The organism is Aquipluma nitroreducens (assembly GCF_009689585.1).
Lineage (GTDB): Bacteria > Bacteroidota > Bacteroidia > Bacteroidales > Prolixibacteraceae > Aquipluma > Aquipluma nitroreducens.
This window is the reverse complement of record NZ_AP018694.1, coordinates 127,859-146,958: the sequence shown is the minus strand read 5'-3', so window position 1 is coordinate 146,958 and position 19,100 is coordinate 127,859. Positions and strand designations below refer to the sequence as shown.

Below are 19,100 nucleotides of genomic sequence, written 5' to 3'. Positions count from 1 at the left end.
ATGAATACATCTTATTTTGGTTTTATTGCAGGATTAATCTTATGCTGCAATAGTCTTTTTGCACAGGTTAATTCGGCCCATAATCCAATTATTTGGGCCGATGTTCCTGATATTTCTGTGATTCGCGTAGGCGATACGTATTACATGAGCAGCACAACAATGCACATGGCTCCCGGAGTTCCGGTAATGAAATCGAAAGACCTTGTAAACTGGGAAATGGCAAGTTATGCCTATCAGATTCTGGATGATGTAGATGCGATGAATCTCGTCAACGGCAAAAGTACTTATGGCAGAGGTTCGTGGGCAAGCAGTATCCGGTTTCATAATGGGATGTATTACATTTCGACCTATGCCCAAACAACCGACAAAACCTATATTTATAAAACGAAAGACATTGAAAAAGGCCCTTGGGAAACCACTTCATTTAGCCCGGGGATTCATGATGCTAGCTTGTGGTTCGACGACGATGGGAAGATTTACCTGATATCCGGTGTGGGTAAGTTGCATATTGTGGAGCTGAAAGATGATCTTTCAGGAATAAAGGAAGGAACCGATCGGATTTTAATTGAAAACGCCAATGCACCTCTTGGTCAGAATGTTGGCCTTGGTGAGGGTTCGCAGCTTTTTAAGGTAAACGGGAAATATTACCTCTTCAACATTGCGTGGCCGCGTGGCGGAATGCGCACCGTGGTGGTTCACCGTGCCGATCAGATTACCGGACCATGGGAAGGGAGAGTGGCGCTTCAGGATCAGGGAGTGGCACAGGGTGGAATAATCGATACACCTGATGGTCGTTGGTTCGCTTATTTATTTCAGGACCATGGTTCAGTTGGCCGAATTCCTTTTCTTGTTCCGATGAAATGGGAAGGCGGCTGGCCAATTATTGGAGTCAATGGAAAAGTTCCGGAAACACTTGATTTGCCTGCCAGCAAAGGTTTAATTCCGGGAATTGTGAACAACGATGAGTTTACCCGAAAGAAGAACGAACCGGCATTGCCATTGGTTTGGCAGTGGAATCACAATCCGGATAATTCGTTGTGGTCGGTTACCGAACGAAAAGGTTATTTGCGCCTGAAAACGGGCCGAATCGACAGCTTGTTTTTAAAATCAAGAAACACTTTGACACAGCGCACCTTTGGTCCGGTTTGTTCAGGCACTACGATGCTTGATGCTTCAGGAATGAAAGATGGCGATTTTGCCGGTTTGACTGCCTTCCAGCGAAAATTTGGCCAAGTAGGAGTGAAAATTGTCAACGGGCAAAAACAGGTTTTCATGGTCAGTAACAAAACCGACAAGCCTACCGAATTGCAAAGTATACCGCTGTCGCAAAACAAAATTTATCTGAAGATTGACTGTGATTTCAGGGATAAAATTGATGTCGCCAAATTTTACTACAGCCTCGATGGTAAAACATGGAACGTGATAGGTGGAGAATTAAAAATGGAATACACCCTGATGGAACATTTTATGGGCTATCGTTTCGGGTTATTCAATTACTCGACCAAAACGCCCGGCGGGTATGCCGATTTCGACTTTTTCCACATCAGCGATCAGATTACAAAAAACTAGTATAAACTACATAACAAAGTCATGTTAAAGCAACTAACCCTTTTTTTAGCCCTTTTCATAGCTTCCTACAGCTTGTATGCCCAGCAACTTCGGTTGAATGAGCTCGACTATTTTGAAAAAACCGGAGTAAATGTTCTGGTTTATAGCAACCAGTACAACGGTATGTTTAACGACGAAAAAACAGCCGGAATTGAAATGATTCACCATGGAGTTAGAACCGTCACCGGTGGTGCAGTCAGATTGCAAAACACTCCTGAACAATGGGACTTGATACCCAAGGTTGTTAGCCGGAATGTTGATAAGGCAACGCAAACGATAAGTGTGGAGTTAGGCTATAAGGACTATAATTTTAATTCAAAAATAAGTGTTACACCGAAAGGAAACGGAGTCGAAATTTCTGTTTTTCTGGATAAGCCAATTCCGCAGGAACTTGTTGGAAAAGCCGGTTTCAATCTTGAATTTTTACCTTCGGCTTATTTTGAAAAGACTTATCTCGTTGACGGTAATCCCGCAATTTTTCCTAAATATCCTGCAAGTTCAACCCAAATTGAACCGATCAGCAATAAGATTCCTCAGTTTAATGGCCATACCACTTTTGACGACAGGGGTAAAGGTGAATTTATCGTTCCATATCCATTAGCAACTGGTAAAGCAATCGTATTGGCTCCTGAAGATCCTGAACGCTTTGTTACCATTAAGAGTTTAGATGCTGATTTGATGCTTTTCGACGGTCGCAACTTAACCCAGAACGGATGGTTTGTAGTTCGTAGTTTGCTTCCGGCCAATAAAACCGGCAAAGTATTGACATGGTACCTCGAACCCAATGCAATTACCAACTGGAAACGGGAACCCATGATTGGTTTCTCACAGGTAGGTTATACACCAAGTCAGGATAAAGTAGCTGTTATTGAATTAGATAAGAATGATACACCACTGACAAAGGCATCAGTTTTCCAGATTAACGCCGAAGGCAAATTCATCGAGAAATTTAAGGGCGATGTTAAAGTCTGGGGAAAATATCTTCGCTACAATTACGCCAGATTCGATTTCAGTTCGGTAAAAGAATCAGGCGTTTATTACATACAGTATGGCAATCAAAAAACAAATACTTTCGTTATCGGTCCAAATGTTTATGACAAAATATGGTATCCAACAATGGATGTATGGTTTCCGGTGCAAATGGATCACATGGAGGTGAACGAGGCTTACCGGATTTGGCATGGCGCTCCTTATAAAGACGATTGCCTTCAGGCCCCGGTCAATCACCAGCATTTTGATGGCTATGTTCAGGGACCAACCACAGATACCAAATACAAATCGTTGGAACGGATTCCCAATATGGCCGTTGGCGGCTGGTTCGATGCCGGTGATTTCGACATTCAAACGGGTTCGCACAACAGTGTGATTTCGAGTTTTGTTGATACCTGGGAAAATTTCAAAGTTGATCGGGATGAAACCTACATCGACCAGAAGACCCGCTATGTCGATATTCACCGTCCTGACGGAAAACCGGATCTATTGCAGCAAATTGAGCACGGTACTTTGAATCTGGTGGCTCAGTGTGAAAATATAGGTCACCCGGTTCGTGGAATCATTGTTCCTAATCTTCACCAATATCATCACCTTGGCGATGCCATCAACGAAACCGATAATCTTCCATACAATCCAAATCTGAAACCGTATGAATCAGACGGTTTATCCAGCGGAACCATGGACGATCGCTGGGCATTCACCAACCGAAGTTCATTTTTAGATTATCAGACTGCCGCCTCGTTGGCCGAAGCTAGTCGTGCGCTAAGAGGTTACAACAACGATCTTGCCGACAGAAGTTTAGTATGTGCCAGAAGACTGTTTGAAGAAGCCGATGAAGCGACAAAACATCCCAAAGAAAACGAAGATCCGTTCATGAAAATGATGGGGAAAGGCGCCGATGTAAATACGGTTCTTCAGTTATACATTACCACAAAAGATAAGAAGTATGCCGACCGGTTTCTGGATCAAATCTGGCCAGCGCTTGACCGGATGACTGGAGGAACTGGACGGAATTCTGGTTTTTTCGCAGCTTTTGGTGGCAGGAGCGGATTTAATCAGGCGCTTACTGCAATCCCATACATGGATGCTGCATATAAAGCCAAGCTGAAAGGCTACGTGCTGAAATACAAAGAAATAATTGATAATAGTGTGAAGGGTAATCCTTATGGAGTGCCGATAATAACCAGTGGCTGGGGCGGAAGTTCGCAGGCGATAAACTGGTCGATCACCAATTACTTTGTGCACAAAGCATTCCCTGAAATAATTGATGCCGAGTATGTTTATAAGGGACTGAATTATGTGTTGGGTTGCCATCCGTATTCCAATTTGTCTTTTGTTAGTTCAGTAGGAACCCGTTCTAAGAAAATGGCCTATGGAAATAACCGGGCCGATTTTACAGTTATTGCCGGTGGTGTTGTTCCCGGATTAATATTGCTGAACCCGGACTTCCTCGAAAATAAAGATGACTGGCCATTCTTCTGGGGCGAAAACGAATGCATTATCGACGGTGGTGCCTGGTATGTTTTCTTGGCAAATGCTGTTGAAGATCTGGTGAAAGAAACGAAATAATACTTTAGAGATAATATCATGAAACGACCATTAGAAAACCATTCTCACGCAGGAGAATGATTATTTGGGAGTTCCATGTGGCAATTAAAAATCAAATTATAGACACATGAAATACTTTAAATCACTCATATTTAGTCTGGCTGTAATGGGCACAAATAGTCTTTCAGCACAAAATCCAATTGTCCGCGACCAGTTCTCGGCCGATCCAACGGCGCGGGTATTCAATGGCAAAGTGTATGTTTTTCCATCGCACGATATTCTCGCACCTGAAGGAAAAGGTTTGAGAAAAGACTGGTTCTGCATGGCGGATTACCATGTGTTTTCGTCTGAAAACCTGACCGACTGGATCGATCATGGAATGATTGTCAGCCAGAATAAAGTGGCCTGGGTCGATTCAACCTCGTACAGCATGTGGGCGCCAGATTGTGTTGAAAGAAACGGCAAGTACTATTTCTATTTCCCGGCAAACAAAAAGGTTGCCGATGCCAATGGCCGTAAAGGTTTTGGGGTTGGTGTCGCTGTTGCCGATCAGCCTGAAGGTCCATACATTCCGCTTCCCGAGCCAATTAAGGGGGTGAATGGCATCGATCCGAATGTGTTTATCGACAAAGACGGACAGGCTTATATCTACTGGGCAATGGGAAATATCGTTGTGGCCAAATTGAAAGATAACATGACCGAGTTGGCATCGGAGCCGCAGATTATAGCTAACCTTCCGCAGAAAGGATTGAAAGAAGGTCCGTTTTTGTTTGAGCGAAACAACATTTATTACCTGACGATTCCGCATGTTGAAAATAAAATAGAACGGCTCGAATATGCCATTGGCGATAACCCGATGGGACCTTTCAAAATGGCAGGAGTAGTGATGGACGAATCGCCTGTTAACTGCTGGACCAACCATCAATCGTTTGTGGAGTATAAAGGACAATGGTATTTGTTTTATCATCACAACGACTATTCTCCAAAGTTCGATAAAAATAGGTCGATAAGAGTCGATAGTTTATCCTTCAATGCGGATGGCACAATCCGGAAAGTAACGCCGACTTTGCGTGGAGTAGGAGTAAGTTTAGCCACTAACAAAATTGAGATTGACCGATACAGCAGTAAAAGCGAAACCGGTTCATCCATCGCTTTCGTGGATTCAGCGAACACCTTTAATGGCTGGAAAACAATACTCGACAGCAAAGGCGCCTGGGTAAAATACAATACTGTTGATTTTGGCAAAGAAAAGCTGAAAACGGTTGAGGTAAAGGCAAAGTCTGTAAATGGAGGAATCCTTCAGGTGCGTCTGGATAAAGTTGACGGGTCGGTAATTGCTGAAGTTAAAATTCCAAAAAGTTCAGGTTGGAACCCGGTTGAGGCAAAAGTATCCAAATTTCAAGCTGGAATTCATAACCTTGTTGTTGTTTTGAAAGATGAAAATAGGGTAGAGGTTGACTGGGTTAAGTTTGAATAACTGGCTGTTGAACTTTGAATTTTAAAACGCAAAGAAATGAAAAAGATAATTGCTTATTGGATACTGTGCCTGGCATTGGTTTTTGATGCGGGTGCGCAGGACAACTCCATCTTAAAACTTTGGTACGATCAACCTGCCAAACAATGGGTTGAAGCGCTTCCTGTAGGAAATGGCCGCCTTGGTGCTATGGTTTTTGGTGATCCGGTCAATGAAGTCATTCAGTTAAATGAAAACACCTTGTGGGCTGGTGGTCCGAATCGTAACGATAATCCGGATGCAAAGGAAGCATTGCCTGAAGTCAGGAAGCTGATTTTCGATGGCAAATACAAGGAAGCGCAGGATCTGGTGAATAAGAGTATAATTACAAAAAAGTCACACGGGATGCCCTACCAAACGGTGGGTAACCTGAAGTTGACTTTCCCCGGACATGAGAATTTTACGAATTATTACCGCGAGCTCAATCTGGAAAAAGCAACTGCATCATCGCGTTACGAAGCCAATGGCGTGAAATACGAAACCAGCGTATTTTCATCTTTTCCCGATCAGGTCATTGTTGTACAACTTAAAGCTGACAAAACCGGTTCAATATCATTTTCGGCTACCATGGACAGGCCCAAACCTTCGGAGGTAACTGTTACCGCCAATGAGAATGGTGAACTCATCATGTCGGGAATAACCAGCGAATTTGAGAAGATGCCGGGCAGTGTGAAATTTCAGGCCAAAGTAAAAGTTGAAGCTAAAGGCGGTAAAATATCTGCTTCTGAAGGTTCTCTGAATGTCGTCCAGGCCGATGAAGTTACCCTATTGATTTCAATTGCTACCAACTTCGTAAACTACCACGATTTAAGCGCCAACGAAGAAGAACGTGCAACCAGCTATCTTCAGAAGGCGCTGGAAAAGAGTTACGACCAGATTTTAAAGGATCATGTTACCGATTTTCAGAACTATTTTAATCGGGTAAAACTCGATTTGGGAGTACCCGACGCAGTAAAAAATCCTACCAATGTTCGTCTGGCGGACTTTGCAAAAGGAAACGATCCACAGTTTGTAAGCCTTTACTTTCAGTTTGGCCGTTATTTGCTGATTTCAGCCTCAAGGCCAGGCGGACAACCTGCCAACCTTCAGGGAATATGGAACGACCAGTTGGCTCCGGCGTGGGATAGTAAATACACGGTAAACATCAATACCGAAATGAATTACTGGCCATCGGAAATTACAAATATGACAGAAATGAACGAACCTCTGGTTCGGATGATTCGTGAACTTTCGGAAACCGGTAAGCAAACGGCTCAGGATATGTATGGGGCAAGAGGTTGGGTGTTGCACCACAATACCGATATCTGGCGCATTAATGGGCCAATTGATGGCGCCACCTGGGGCATGTGGCCCATGGGCGGCGCGTGGCTTTCGCAACACCTGTTCGATAAATATGCCTACAATGGCGATAAGGAATACCTGAAATCGGTTTATCCGGCGATCAAAGAAGCGGCTATGTTTTTTCTCGATTTTTTAGTTGAAGAGCCTGTCAATCATTGGTTGGTGGTTTGCCCTTCTACTTCTCCGGAAAATAACCCGCAGGGTCGTCCATCGACATTGGCCGCCGGAGTGACCATGGACAACCAATTGGTTTTTGATATTTTTACGAAGACGATGGAAGCTGCCCGAATTCTGAATACCGATCAGGAATTGTCGATGACTTTAAGCGAGACTTTAAAAAGGATGCCCCCCATGCAAATTGGGAAGTGGGGGCAATTGCAGGAATGGATGGAAGATTTGGACAATCCGGACGATAAGCACCGGCATGTATCGCATTTATACGGACTTTTTCCATCAAATCAGATTTCACCTTACCGCAATCCGGAATTATTTAATGCTGCAAAAACTACTTTGATAGCCCGTGGCGATGCTTCAACCGGATGGTCGATGGGCTGGAAAGTAAATTTTTGGGCGCGTTTGCTCGATGGCGACTATGCCTACAAACTGATAACCGAGCAGTTGAAACCCATAATGGGAGGTGGAAGAGGAGCTGGTGGAACTTATCCAAACCTTTTCGATGCACATCCGCCTTTCCAGATCGACGGTAATTTTGGATGTACTTCAGGAATTGCAGAAATGTTGCTTCAAAGTCAGGACGGAGCTATACAGTTGTTGCCTGCACTACCTTCGGTGTGGAAAGATGGAAGCGTAAGCGGACTAAAAGCCAGAGGTGGTTTTGAGGTGAATATGCAATGGGAGAATGGCGAAATCATAAAGGCGACCATCAAATCTGCTTTGGGTGGAAATTGCCGCATTCGCTCTTATTCACCGCTGAAAGGTAAGGGTTTGACAATTGCCATGGGAGAAAACCCCAACTCGTTCTATCCGGTTACCGAAATACTTCCTCCTTTAAACCACTCAACGGTTCGGGCTGCTGCCGACTTGAAGAAGGTTTACGAATACGATGTTATGACTAAAAAGGGGGATGTAATTGAAGTACGCAAACAATAGGCTTTTAACGTACATTCTTTAAAAATAATTAAAATGCCCGGATCTATTGGATTCGGGCATTTTTTGTTGATGAAATTTCGATTTACCATTTGTCTGGTTTATTCATCGGCATTATACCAGACTAAGATTGGATTCATTCTGATTTGCACTTGGTATTATTTTCTAAAATAAAAGTTCATTATGCTGCAATGGCAGTTCGTGTTATTGCAAAGGAGTATGTGTGTTTTGCAATGTTATCTATTATTCTGCATTAAAATATCAGTCTGTTAAAATGGCAGTTCGTGCTTCCGCAATGAAGCTTCAATGCTCTACAATGCTGTTTTTTTACGCGCAATGCTATTTCAATATACTTCAATGGAATCTTACTGTTGGAGATTAAAGATTAAGGATTATGCTTTGCATTCACAACAAATAAATTTATCTCTCCAAAATCAGGCGGAATTTCTTTCCTAAAAAATAATAAATATCTATATCAGTTGTGTCTAAGTAATTGAGGATAATTTATTTGGTTATATGAATTATTATTTGTAATATTATTTGACAATAGCATTCCTTTAATTTTAAAAACCAGAAATCATGCAAAAAATCCAAGAAAGTAAAATTAAGATGAGCAGAGCCGTTTCCGGAATATTAAACGGTTATGCAGAGCTTGTTAATCGAACTCCTGGATTGACTGTTGCACATGGGATGTTGGATGATCTGATCGGGGAGACTGAGCAGCACAATCAGGATCAATTAAACAATGGGAAGGAACTTACTACCGGGAAGAAAGAAGCCCGGAACTTGCTAACTTCAGGCACTATCTCAATCCGTTCGGCACTGGCGGCCCTCGGAACTTCTTCAGACGACCCTCAATTGAAGCTACTGAAGGTCAAGTATCAGGCAGCCGACTCGGAAGTTAAACGGATGCGCGATATGCAACTTTTTACATACGCTTACACGGTGTATAACGATGCCTTGCCCTATGCCACACAAATGGAACCTTTTGCAACTGCTGACGATGTGGCTCAACTTAAAGTTCTGGCCGACAATTTCAACAGTTCGTTGCCACAAAAACGCACGCAACAAAGCAAAAGCAAATTATCGACCCAGAATCTCGAAGATGCCGTTGCCCAGATCGATTTATTGCTGAACGATACCATCGATGTGTTGGTTAAACCATGGGAAAACAAAGAACCCAACTTTTATAAGGCATACCAGAATGCACGGATGTTGGTTGATGCTGCTTCGCGGAAAACAAAAACCGACGAAACGCCACAACCATAAATGAATGTTATTGGATGAGTGGAAAACCTTGCTGGAAGAAAGGCTGGCAAGGTTTTTTTGATAAATCAAAATCCTTGTTATCAATAATTATTAAAAATGTGGTATATCTTTGGTAACATTTAGAAGTTCGGCATAATGCTAAAAGACAGATACTAAATGCTAAACAACATCGCATTTATAGGAGGAATTCACGGAGTTGGTAAAAGCACTATTTGCCGACAAATTTGCGACGAAGTAAAACTAGAATACTTATCGGCAAGCGAACTAATTAAATGGAACGACATTAACGAGGATAATCAAAATAAAAAAGTGTGGGATATTTCATTAACTCAAGATCGTTTAATCGTCGGTTTGGAGAATCGAATTCAAAAGGACAAATCTTATTTACTTGATGGACATTACTGCCTATTTAATAATGAAAACGAGATAGTAAATATTCCACTTGGCACATTTAAATTAATTAATCCATTTTCCTTAAACATCATACTAGGAGATATCATAGAAATAAAGAATAGACTTGAAAAAAGAGACAATCGTCAGTATGACCAAGAGCTTTTAGCTCAAATGCAAGAAAGTGAATTAGATTATGCCAAGTACTTATCAAAAGCTTTAGGAATAGTATTAAGCATAGGAAATCAAGATGATTATTCAGATATACTCTCTTCACTTCGCTTTCAGATAAGTAAAAAAAATGATAAACATTCGTAATTTTTATAACGAAGTCAAATAATGGAAAATTCATTCTTCGTATATACAGAAAAAGGAAAAAATACTCAGATAGAGCGTTTTCATATTTGCTCTTGGGAGTTTAATAACAATAGTTCTTTGGTTGAATTTGGCATAGAAGTTTCCAGAAATTCGATATCGGAAGATAACCGAACTATTTTCATTTTTATACCATGGCTGGATACTTCGTGTGAAGTTAAGGACTTGTATGATAGATTGAGTATTGCTGAAAATAGTCGGTTTATTTTTAACGATTCTATAAGTGCAACCAAATATTTAAAGGCAAATACTAGTAAATCAGGCATTATTCACACGTTTAGTGGGAGGAATGAACTGTGCGTATTACCTGCCGTGATAAAGATCGAAGAAGATAAAATTGTTTCTGCTACTTTAAACCTTAAAGCGTATAGAGAATATAATCAAGACTCAAAGCCCAATATCTATTTTAGATTTTGGATTAAACCCACTGTTCCCTTTATCTCCATGCGAAAAAAGGGAGTAAGCAAGTCCACGATAATTTACGACATTAAAATCAACGAGCGAAGAAATATTCCTGACGACAAAATAGGTTATTTTAACGACGTCGAATTTTGTAAAATAAGGTACTGCTTTTCTTTTAATATCATTCCAAATAAATTTGACATCATATTTTTTGATAATGCTTCACTTAAAAGTGTGAGAACATTAGAATACAATTCTTTTAATAAATATCTGGGGGATAAGCGGGTAAAAGAAGATGAACTTATCGTTGTATTTAATAAAAAAGAAGTTGTAGAATTTGAGAAAAAAGAAGTCGCAGAGTCATTTTCCTTCTTTTCTATATATTCAAAAGAAAGAATCGGTCCTGGCCAATTTGCTTTAGCGATACTTATAAATATTGTTTGTGGTATATTATTATTTATTCCAGCTTACAGAAAAACCTTTGATCCTGAAATCTCGCTTTTAAAGGTTTGGTCTGTATTACCCCTCGAAATCTTCATTGCGCTAAGTATTGCATTTGCCACTCTCATTTATTTTATTTTGCCTGTAATTACTTATAAAATAAATGCAGGTAGGTCATGGATAACAACCAAAATCGGACTCAAAAAATGAGATGCATCTTCTGCAAGAATGATAGTTCAAGTTCCAAATCAGTAGAACACATAATTCCTGAAAGTTTAGGAAACAAATCTCATGTATTACAAAAAGGGATTGTTTGTGATTGTTGCAACAATTATTTCGCAACGAAGATTGAAAAAATGGTTCTGGAAAAACCTTATTTTAAAAATGTAAGATATAGAAATTTCATTGAAACAAAAAAAGGAAGGCTTGTTCCTGATAAAACACTATTTCCGCATAAGGAAGGAGGCTGGGTTGATGTTTGGCTTGATGAAAAAGGAATCATATTTGACTCAAAAGATCGTCATGTTATAGACCTTATTACAGAAGGTAAAATCAATAAACTCATTATGCCTATTATTAATCAACCGGAAGAAAATGATTACGATATATCTCGATTCTTAGGAAAAATCGCACTGGAATTTCTAACCTATAAATTTACAAATGATATATCTTGGATTGAAGAAATAGCAACAAAGCCTGAATTAGACCCATTAAGAAATTACGCTAGATTCGGTAAAGGAAGCTTTTGGAAATATCATCAAAGAAGAATTTATAGCGAAGAAACAAGATTTACGGACCCTATTCATCATCCAGAACCGTATGAAATTCTGCACGAAATGGATATTCTTTATACCGAGGATAATGTTATGTATTTCATCCTCGTGATTATGGGAATTGAATTTGCTATTAATTTAGCACATCCTGAAACAGACTACTACGTGGATTGGCTACAAAAGAACAACAATACATCTCCTATTAGAAGGTATTCCGAACGTATGATTACAGAAAAACACTCAAAATAATGAAAGCCTTATTAGACACTAATATCATCATTCACAGAGAGGCGTCAAAGGTAATAAATCAAGACGTTGGCATTTTATTTCGCTGGTTAGATCGAGTAAATTACATTAAGTGTGTGCATTCATTGACCATAGCCGAAATTGAAAAATATAGAGATAAGCAAGCGGTTGATACGCTTCAGATAAAGTTAGATAGTTACGAACGTATAGACATACCAACTCCTTTACAAGCCGAAGTTTTAGCTGTCTCTCGGAAAATCGATGTAAATGAAAATGACAAAAATGATACACAACTCTTAAATGAAGTCTTTGTTGGTCGAGTCGATATCTTAATTACGGAAGATAAAAAAATACATAGAAAAGCTGCTGAATTAGGCATCGAGGATAAGGTATTTACTATTGATTCATTCCTTGAGAAAACGTTTGCTGAACACCCTGACTTGGTAAATTACAAAGTCCTTAATGTTCAGAAATTAAAATTTGGAAGAATAAACCTCGAGGATGATTTCTTTTCGAGTTTAAAAGAAGATTATCCTGGTTTTGAAAGGTGGTTTATTAAAAAGTTCGATGAAGAAGCCTATATAACAGTGAATACCAACAACGGATTACTTTTATCTTTTTTGTATTTGAAGGTTGAAGGAAAGGACGAAAGCTACTCAGACATAACGCCATCCTTTTCTCCCCAAAAAAGACTAAAAATTGGAACTTTTAAAGTAATAAATAATGGGTTTCGATTAGGTGAGCGATTTATGAAGATCATTTTCGATAATGCTCTCAAAAATAAGGTTGACGAAATATATGTGACAATATTTGACAAAAGAGATGAGCAACTAAGATTAATTGATTTACTCGAACAATGGGGATTCGTTTTATGGGGTAAGAAAAAAGACGAATTAGTATACGTTAGGGATTTTAGAAAAAAGACAGTTATTGATCATTTAAAGCGATGTTATCCTTTTATATCAAGGAATAACGACAGCTTCATAGTTCCTATTTATCCCGATTACCATACTGAATTGTTACCCGATTCAATTTTAAATACGGAATCGCCTGAAGAATTTATTGAAGATTTTCCACACAGAAACGGCATCAATAAAGTTTATGTTTCAAGGGCATTAACACCGCACCCAAAAATCGGCGACATTCTAATTTTTTATCGAACTGGGGGTTATTATAAAAGTGTTGTTTCGACTATCGGCGTCGCTCAAGAAATAAAATATAATTTTAAAGATGAAGATGATTTTGTATTACATTGTAGGAAAAGCAGTGTCTTTCCTGAGGATCAACTTCGTGCCATGTGGCGTTTTTCGCAAATAAAACCTTTTGTTGTTAGGTTTTTGTATATATATTCGTTCCCGCATAGAGTCAATATGAAAGAGTTAATTGACTTGCAAGTTTTATCTGGGGTAAATGATGCACCTAGAGGTTTTAAACAAATTACAAAGGAACAGTTTAACAGCATTTTAAAAGCAACAAAAAGTGATGAGAGTTTTATTATCGATTAAGCCAGAGTTTGCTTTCAAAATATTTGATGGTACAAAAAAGTTTGAGTTTCGTAAAGTTATATTCAAAAAACCGAACGTAAGAACAGTCGTCGTTTATGCTTCTTCACCCGTTCAACAAGTTATCGGAGAATTTGAAATTGACGACATTTTCAGCTATAATCCCCAAACAATTTGGGAAATGACAAAGAAATATTCGGGCATATCAGAAGATTTCTTTTATGAATATTTTGCGAACCGAGAAATAGCTCACGCCATAAAAATTAAGAATACAAAAAAGTACGGAATACCGCTATCAATCAAAGATGATTTTAATGTAGTTCCGCCCCAGTCGTATGTCTACCTTTAACGTATTCGACAGAAAGCACATATGTCAAACATCAGTTCTGTTAAATTCGGTTGGAATGGTTTCTCTGTTGGAAGTTCATCGGAGAACTCACGCCTTTCGTGGATTATTACTGATCGGGTGACTTGTAGCAGCTAAGAGTAAACTGTGCATCAGTACGATGGGTTATAATCGGCTAATGAGAATGTCTGAATTTTGATAAAAAAAGGAGGTCGGAACTAAATCCAACCTCCTTAAAATCATTTCTGGAACAAAAACGGTACAAAATATTTGTAACACGTTGATGATAAATTTCTATTTGTCGGGGTGACAAGATTTGAACTTGCGACCCCCCGCCCCCCAGACGGATACGCTACCAGGCTGCGCTACACCCCGAACTTTCTGGTTGCAAAAATAGCCATCTTCTTTTCTTATGCAAAAGAATGATCGATTTTTCCTCCAAAAGTCACGGATTGTTTGTGTTTTTCTAATGGTGGTATGGGTTTGTGATGAATCGGTAAGGCCTTTTGCTTGTCTTTATTTGCTTTTAATCTTAGCCTAAAATCTTCAAGAATATTCATGTAATTGATAAAAGCCTCATACTTCGATTTATATGTATTTTGCGATGAATAATTCGATTTGTAATCAGGATGATTTTCATCCATCAGGTGAAAATGATCTGAAGTCTGAAGGTTTTTCCAGTCAGTTTTCAGGTCGTTATCGTACGTGTTCTCTACCTTTTTGCTTAGTTTATACAGTTGGCTTATGGCATCTTTTTGCAGTTGATTTCCCGGATAATAATCAGAATGGAAGCCCTCAGTCCAACAAATGGGTTCATCTGTTCCGAATTCTGAGATTGCTCCATATTGTTCCATTACATTGGATGGCAAATTGAAATTGCAGATTTGTTTTTTAATGATCGTAGATACAAATGCCTGAAACAATCGTTGTTTTGCGAATCTGTTTGTTCCGCCCAGAGCTTTATATTTGAGGTATAGGTTTATAACTGGTTCATCGATCTGGATGTCGTTTAGCGCTGCCAGAAGCTCTTTCATTTGTTTTAGGGCTTCTGTTTTATCTGGATTGTGAAGGATGGATGATAATTTATCGCTAAAGATTTCGTTCCGGAAAAATATTGATGTTTGTTTCTGATTTTCGGCGGAATACAGGTAGTTTGGGCTTCTCCATTGCAGCATTTTTTTTGTTCCGTTCGTCAAAATAGAAGAATATCCGGCTTCAGAAGCAATTCCGGCGATCCGATTATTAAACAGTAGGTCAGTATTTACAAAGAGCTTTGGTTTTTGTCCGAAATAATATTCAGTTCGTTCCCGACTTCGTTTAATATTTTGGATGCACTCATCCTTTTGTTCCGACAGCGTGACAATCGAATGTGAATCGGTTGAGCCTGTAAACTCAACCAGACCAGTATCGGCAAGCTGCCTGAAGCTGGTGAATAATTCAGGGCAATAAATCAGAAACTGATCGAAAGCTGTGCCCGAGATGTTAAACGAAAGTCTCAGTTTTCCGTTATGTTTATGTATAAGTTTAAGTAAATAGGTATTTGTCGGTATGTAATAATTTGTCGCAGCATCCTGAATTTCCTTTTCAATGCGCCATGTATCGTAGTAAGTCTTTGATTCTCCAACATCAAAAAAACGAAAAGTCTGGAAAAAGAATGGGTGGTGAATTTGAAAATACAGGCAAATATTTTTCATTTCAGGAGGCTGTTTTTAAAAGTTCATTCAGGTAAACTTGTTTGATTTGACTGGTTGGATTGTTCCAACTGAGTTTGCTGACTTCCTGTTTCCCTTCAGCAATAAGCGTTGCCGATAATTTTTTGTATTTAAGAATTCCATGAATTGCATCAGCCATGGCATGAACATCCCAAAAATCGGTTTTTATTACATTTCGAATTACTTCAGAAACTCCTGATTGCAGCGAAATGATAACAGGAACATTGGCTTGCATCGCTTCAAGAGGCACAATACCAAAGGGTTCGGATACCGACGGCATAATAAACAGGTCGCTTCGCCGGAGCATTTCTGTAACTTCAGGTCCATTCAGAAAACCAGTGAAATGTAACCGATTGCTAATGCCATATTTTGCACTTAATTCAATAATATTATTCCTCATTTCGCCATTTCCTGCCATCACAAAATGTACATTCTTCATTCTATGAATGATCATTCGTGCAACATCAACAAAGTATTCGGGACCTTTTTGAATTGTAATGCGTCCTAAAAATGTTACTATTTTATTCTTGCGAGGTTGATGCAATGCTTGGTCATGTTCATCTGTTTGAGGTTCAATGCCATTGTAAATAGTGATTATTTTGTTATCCGGAATGTTGTATTGCTCTGTTAACCTGTCTCTTATTCGGTTGCTAACTACAATTATTTTGTCAGCTTCTTCCATTCCCTGTTTCTCGATGGCAAAAATATCCGGATTAATTGCTCCTCCACTTCGATCATAATCAGTTGAATGCACATGAACGATAAGTGGTTTTCCTGAGATTTTTTTAGCTGCAACAGCCGCCGGAAATGTAAGCCAATCGTGGGCATGTATCAGTTCAAATTGGTTTTCGAGAGCAATCGTTTTTGCAACTAGTGCATAATTATTTATCTCATCAAATAGATTTGGACCATATTTACCTGAAAATTTTATTCTGACCCCCTTTGATTTATTTTCGATTAACTCGTCTTTGTAAACTAATTCATGAGTTTGTGAAAAAATTTCAGGAGTGAGATAGGGCACAAGCTTTGATTGTACGTGATGAAAACTGATGTTCTTCCAGATAATGTTTGGTATGGATTCATTGCCAATATTAACCTTGTCGGCACTGATCAGTTGAAGTTTATCAGCCAAAAGTTCGTTACCCTGAGATTTTGGAATTACAAAAGTTACATGTACATCATGACATTCGGACAGTCCTTTGACGATACCATAGCAAGCAGTACCTAACCCGCCTGATATGTTTGGAGGAAATTCCCAACCGAACATGAGTACATTCATTACTTTTATATTTTAATGTGTACTAAAATTCATTCTTCCCCAAGACTTTTTTCGTCATGAAATCAATTGCACCGATTAATATTTCTTTTCTATTGGCCACGAAATATTAATCAGGATTGAAACGAAATAGGGTTGATTGTTAGGTTTTTGAGAGAATGGAAGTGGTTCTGAAATTAGAATACATCTGACATTTGCCAATCGACAATAAAAGGACATTCTTTCGTTTTATTGTCTCTTCCTGAATTGTCAAGGGAATAACGGTTGTAATCATTATTCAGGATGCTTGAACGATCATTTCTAAATGATTTCCTTTTTGCAACAGTGGATTGGTCATCAGAGTTATTATCACTAAAAAACCACAAATTTTCGCTAGAAGGAGCAATCCTTGATTGTCTTCTAATGTCTGCTATTCGATTTCTTGCTTTCATGTTTTTTAGTATTACATCAATTCTTTATACCCTGCGAAATTGATTAAAGTTACCTTTTAAATGTTAAAATCAATCCCTGATTTTAATTAAAAATTGTTAATATACTATTAATAATTAATATGTTATAGGTTTTGCCGGTCTTTGAGATCCTGTTCAGTTTGTTTGCATTATGCCACAGTTTATTCCTATCTGACTTCATAGAAAGAACGGTTTTTTCAAGGATAAAGTATATTTGGTTTTTTCTATGAGGGTATAATAATTATTGATTGTGTAGCTGTTGTTCTTGCTTTCTTGTTTTATACCTTTGAAAGAAAAATATACGACATGTTTAAAGCAATGAATTTAGATGATAGCACTGGTAAAAGTGCAAGTCAGGTCACTGATACAGAGAAAGTAAAATGTTTAATTATTGGATCAGGTCCTGCGGGTTATACTGCCGCAATTTATGCTGCACGTGCAAATCTTAGCCCGGTTATGTACGAAGGTCTTCAGCCTGGAGGACAATTAACCACTACCACTGAAGTCGAAAATTTTCCGGGATATCCTGAAGGAATTACTGGGCCAGTGTTGATGGAAGATTTAAAAGCGCAGGCAGCTCGTTTCGGAACCGATATTCGTTGGGGACTGGCAACCAAAGTTGATTTTTCCGGACCTGTTCATAAAGTATGGATCGACGAGAATAAGATTGTTGAATCGGAGGTTGTTATTATTGCGACCGGAGCTACTGCCAAATACCTTGGAATCGATGACGAGAAAAAATATGCAGGTAGCGGAGTTTCAGCCTGTGCAACTTGCGATGGATTTTTCTATCGGGGAAAAGATATTGCTGTTGTAGGTGGTGGCGATACGGCTGCTGAGGAGGCCATTTATCTGGCAGGTTTGGTGAATAAGGTTTATTTGATTGTCAGAAGAAATGAACTTCGTGCTTCTAAAGTAATGCAGGAACGGGTATTCCGTACAAAGAACATTGAAGTGTTGTGGGAACATCAAACAAAAGGCCTGATTGGGGATGGAGTTGTTGAGGGCGCAATTTTATGGAAAAAGAAAGGTACTCCTGAAGAAGAAGAAGTCACCATTAAAATTGATGGATTCTTTTTGGCTATCGGACACAAACCTAATTCAGACTTTGTGAAAGAATATATTGATACCGACGAGGTTGGCTACATAAAAACAATTCCAGGAAGTTCAAAAACGAATGTTTCCGGGGTATTTGCCTGTGGTGATGTTCAGGATTCAATCTACCGTCAGGCAGTTACAGCCGCCGGTTCGGGTTGTATGGCAGCAATGGATGCTGAGCGGTATCTTTCGGAAAAACACGGATAAGCAAAATCTTTTAACACATAGAATCCCGGGATGCTTTGATAAGAGTCATTCCGGGATTTTTGTTTATTTTTGATTTAGTAAACAACAAATAATCGATCATGAAAAGAATCATTCAAACGAACAATGCCCCGGCAGCAATTGGGCCATACAGTCAGGCTGTTGAAGTAAACGGAACGTTATATATTTCCGGTCAAATTCCTCTTGATCCAGTCTCAATGAAAATTGTTGAAGGTGGAATTCAGGAACAGACCACGCAAGTTTTAAATAATATTGGTGCTATTTTAAAAGAAGCAGGATACGATTACAAGGATGTCGTGAAATCGACCTGTTTATTAAGCGATATGGCTAATTTTAAAGCCATGAACGAGATCTATGCGAAATACTATACCGAAGATGCTCCAGCAAGAGCCGCTTTTGCTGTTAAGGAATTGCCATTAGGTGTTCTTATCGAGATTGAAACAATTGCAGTTAAGTAAATAATATCACTGATCGAAAAAGTCAAAG

At 39.1% G+C, this 19,100-nt stretch carries 15 protein-coding genes and 1 tRNA gene; 12 read left to right on the top strand and 4 right to left on the bottom strand.

The window, feature by feature from the left end; translation table 11 throughout:
• From AQPE_RS00620 to AQPE_RS00575, 10 genes are all read left to right on the top strand, one after another.
• Positions 1-1,569: a glycoside hydrolase family 43 protein gene (locus AQPE_RS00620; RefSeq protein ID WP_318349104.1), complete on the top strand. Its 1,569-nt coding sequence runs from the start codon at positions 1-3 to the stop codon at positions 1,567-1,569.
• 21 nt (positions 1,570-1,590) lie between these two features.
• Positions 1,591-4,170 carry a glycoside hydrolase family 9 protein gene (locus AQPE_RS00615; RefSeq protein WP_318349103.1) on the top strand — a complete coding sequence of 860 codons (2,580 nt, stop codon included), beginning with the start codon at positions 1,591-1,593 and terminating at the stop codon, positions 4,168-4,170.
• 106 nt (positions 4,171-4,276) lie between these two features.
• A complete protein-coding gene (locus AQPE_RS00610) occupies positions 4,277-5,626 on the top strand; it encodes a family 43 glycosylhydrolase (RefSeq protein WP_318349102.1) in 1,350 nt (449 codons plus the stop codon).
• A gap of 36 nt (positions 5,627-5,662) precedes the next feature.
• The gene (locus AQPE_RS00605; protein ID WP_318349101.1) at positions 5,663-8,113 is read left to right on the top strand and encodes a glycoside hydrolase family 95 protein; all 2,451 of its coding nucleotides are present in this window, start codon (positions 5,663-5,665) and stop codon (positions 8,111-8,113) included.
• Positions 8,114-8,689: 576 nt separating this feature from the next.
• A complete protein-coding gene (locus AQPE_RS00600) occupies positions 8,690-9,379 on the top strand; it encodes a hypothetical protein (RefSeq protein WP_318349100.1) in 690 nt (229 codons plus the stop codon).
• A 156-nt stretch (positions 9,380-9,535) separates the two neighbouring features.
• Entirely contained in the window at positions 9,536-10,087 is a 552-nt protein-coding gene (locus tag AQPE_RS00595; RefSeq protein WP_318349099.1) for an ATP-binding protein, read from the top strand.
• A gap of 21 nt (positions 10,088-10,108) precedes the next feature.
• Complete coding sequence (locus AQPE_RS00590; protein WP_318349098.1) at positions 10,109-11,197, top strand: hypothetical protein; 1,089 nt, start codon at positions 10,109-10,111, stop codon at positions 11,195-11,197.
• On the top strand, positions 11,164-12,009 hold the full coding sequence (locus tag AQPE_RS00585; protein WP_318349097.1) for an HNH endonuclease: 846 nt from the start codon (positions 11,164-11,166) through the stop codon (positions 12,007-12,009). Before AQPE_RS00590 ends, AQPE_RS00585 begins: the two co-directional genes overlap by 34 nt.
• A complete protein-coding gene (locus tag AQPE_RS00580) occupies positions 12,009-13,511 on the top strand; it encodes a PIN domain-containing protein (RefSeq protein ID WP_318349096.1) in 1,503 nt (500 codons plus the stop codon). Before AQPE_RS00585 ends, AQPE_RS00580 begins: the two co-directional genes overlap by 1 nt.
• Before the next feature lie 178 nt (positions 13,512-13,689).
• A complete protein-coding gene (locus AQPE_RS00575) occupies positions 13,690-13,857 on the top strand; it encodes a hypothetical protein (protein ID WP_318349095.1) in 168 nt (55 codons plus the stop codon).
• Between the two features lie 298 nt (positions 13,858-14,155).
• Here the strand turns inward: AQPE_RS00575 and AQPE_RS00570 are convergent.
• The 4 genes from AQPE_RS00570 to AQPE_RS00555 form a co-directional block, all read right to left on the bottom strand.
• Positions 14,156-14,229 (bottom strand) — tRNA-Pro (locus AQPE_RS00570).
• 35 nt (positions 14,230-14,264) lie between these two features.
• Positions 14,265-15,548: a polysaccharide deacetylase family protein gene (locus AQPE_RS00565; protein ID WP_318349094.1), complete on the bottom strand. Its 1,284-nt coding sequence runs from the start codon at positions 15,546-15,548 to the stop codon at positions 14,265-14,267.
• Position 15,549: 1 nt separating this feature from the next.
• Positions 15,550-16,845 (bottom strand): glycosyltransferase family 4 protein, encoded by a 1,296-nt coding sequence (locus AQPE_RS00560; protein WP_318349093.1) that lies wholly within the window; start codon positions 16,843-16,845, stop codon positions 15,550-15,552.
• Between the two features lie 173 nt (positions 16,846-17,018).
• Positions 17,019-17,273, bottom strand: coding sequence for a hypothetical protein (locus AQPE_RS00555; RefSeq protein ID WP_318349092.1), 255 nt, complete (start codon positions 17,271-17,273; stop codon positions 17,019-17,021).
• Positions 17,274-17,597: 324 nt separating this feature from the next.
• Between AQPE_RS00555 and trxB the strand changes: the two genes are divergently transcribed.
• Both trxB and AQPE_RS00545 read left to right on the top strand, forming a co-directional pair.
• Entirely contained in the window at positions 17,598-18,596 is a 999-nt protein-coding gene (gene trxB, locus AQPE_RS00550) for a thioredoxin-disulfide reductase (RefSeq protein ID WP_318349091.1), read from the top strand.
• Positions 18,597-18,694: 98 nt separating this feature from the next.
• Entirely contained in the window at positions 18,695-19,072 is a 378-nt protein-coding gene (locus tag AQPE_RS00545) for a RidA family protein (RefSeq protein ID WP_318349090.1), read from the top strand.
• Positions 19,073-19,100 lie beyond the last annotated feature (28 nt).

What these genes read in the sequence shown, in the direction of transcription:
- AQPE_RS00620 (WP_318349104.1), top strand. Translation starts at nt 1, where the DNA reads ATGAATACATCTTATTTTGGTTTTATTGCAGGATTAATCTTATGCTGC.
- AQPE_RS00615 (WP_318349103.1), top strand. Translation starts at nt 1,591, where the DNA reads ATGTTAAAGCAACTAACCCTTTTTTTAGCCCTTTTCATAGCTTCCTAC.
- AQPE_RS00610 (WP_318349102.1), top strand. Translation starts at nt 4,277, where the DNA reads ATGAAATACTTTAAATCACTCATATTTAGTCTGGCTGTAATGGGCACA.
- AQPE_RS00605 (WP_318349101.1), top strand. Translation starts at nt 5,663, where the DNA reads ATGAAAAAGATAATTGCTTATTGGATACTGTGCCTGGCATTGGTTTTT.
- AQPE_RS00600 (WP_318349100.1), top strand. Translation starts at nt 8,690, where the DNA reads ATGCAAAAAATCCAAGAAAGTAAAATTAAGATGAGCAGAGCCGTTTCC.
- AQPE_RS00595 (WP_318349099.1), top strand. Translation starts at nt 9,536, where the DNA reads ATGCTAAACAACATCGCATTTATAGGAGGAATTCACGGAGTTGGTAAA.
- AQPE_RS00590 (WP_318349098.1), top strand. Translation starts at nt 10,109, where the DNA reads ATGGAAAATTCATTCTTCGTATATACAGAAAAAGGAAAAAATACTCAG.
- AQPE_RS00585 (WP_318349097.1), top strand. Translation starts at nt 11,164, where the DNA reads ATGGATAACAACCAAAATCGGACTCAAAAAATGAGATGCATCTTCTGC.
- AQPE_RS00580 (WP_318349096.1), top strand. Translation starts at nt 12,009, where the DNA reads ATGAAAGCCTTATTAGACACTAATATCATCATTCACAGAGAGGCGTCA.
- AQPE_RS00575 (WP_318349095.1), top strand. Translation starts at nt 13,690, where the DNA reads ATGACAAAGAAATATTCGGGCATATCAGAAGATTTCTTTTATGAATAT.
- AQPE_RS00565 (WP_318349094.1), bottom strand. Translation starts at nt 15,548, where the DNA reads ATGAAAAATATTTGCCTGTATTTTCAAATTCACCACCCATTCTTTTTC.
- AQPE_RS00560 (WP_318349093.1), bottom strand. Translation starts at nt 16,845, where the DNA reads ATGAATGTACTCATGTTCGGTTGGGAATTTCCTCCAAACATATCAGGC.
- AQPE_RS00555 (WP_318349092.1), bottom strand. Translation starts at nt 17,273, where the DNA reads ATGAAAGCAAGAAATCGAATAGCAGACATTAGAAGACAATCAAGGATT.
- trxB (WP_318349091.1), top strand. Translation starts at nt 17,598, where the DNA reads ATGTTTAAAGCAATGAATTTAGATGATAGCACTGGTAAAAGTGCAAGT.
- AQPE_RS00545 (WP_318349090.1), top strand. Translation starts at nt 18,695, where the DNA reads ATGAAAAGAATCATTCAAACGAACAATGCCCCGGCAGCAATTGGGCCA.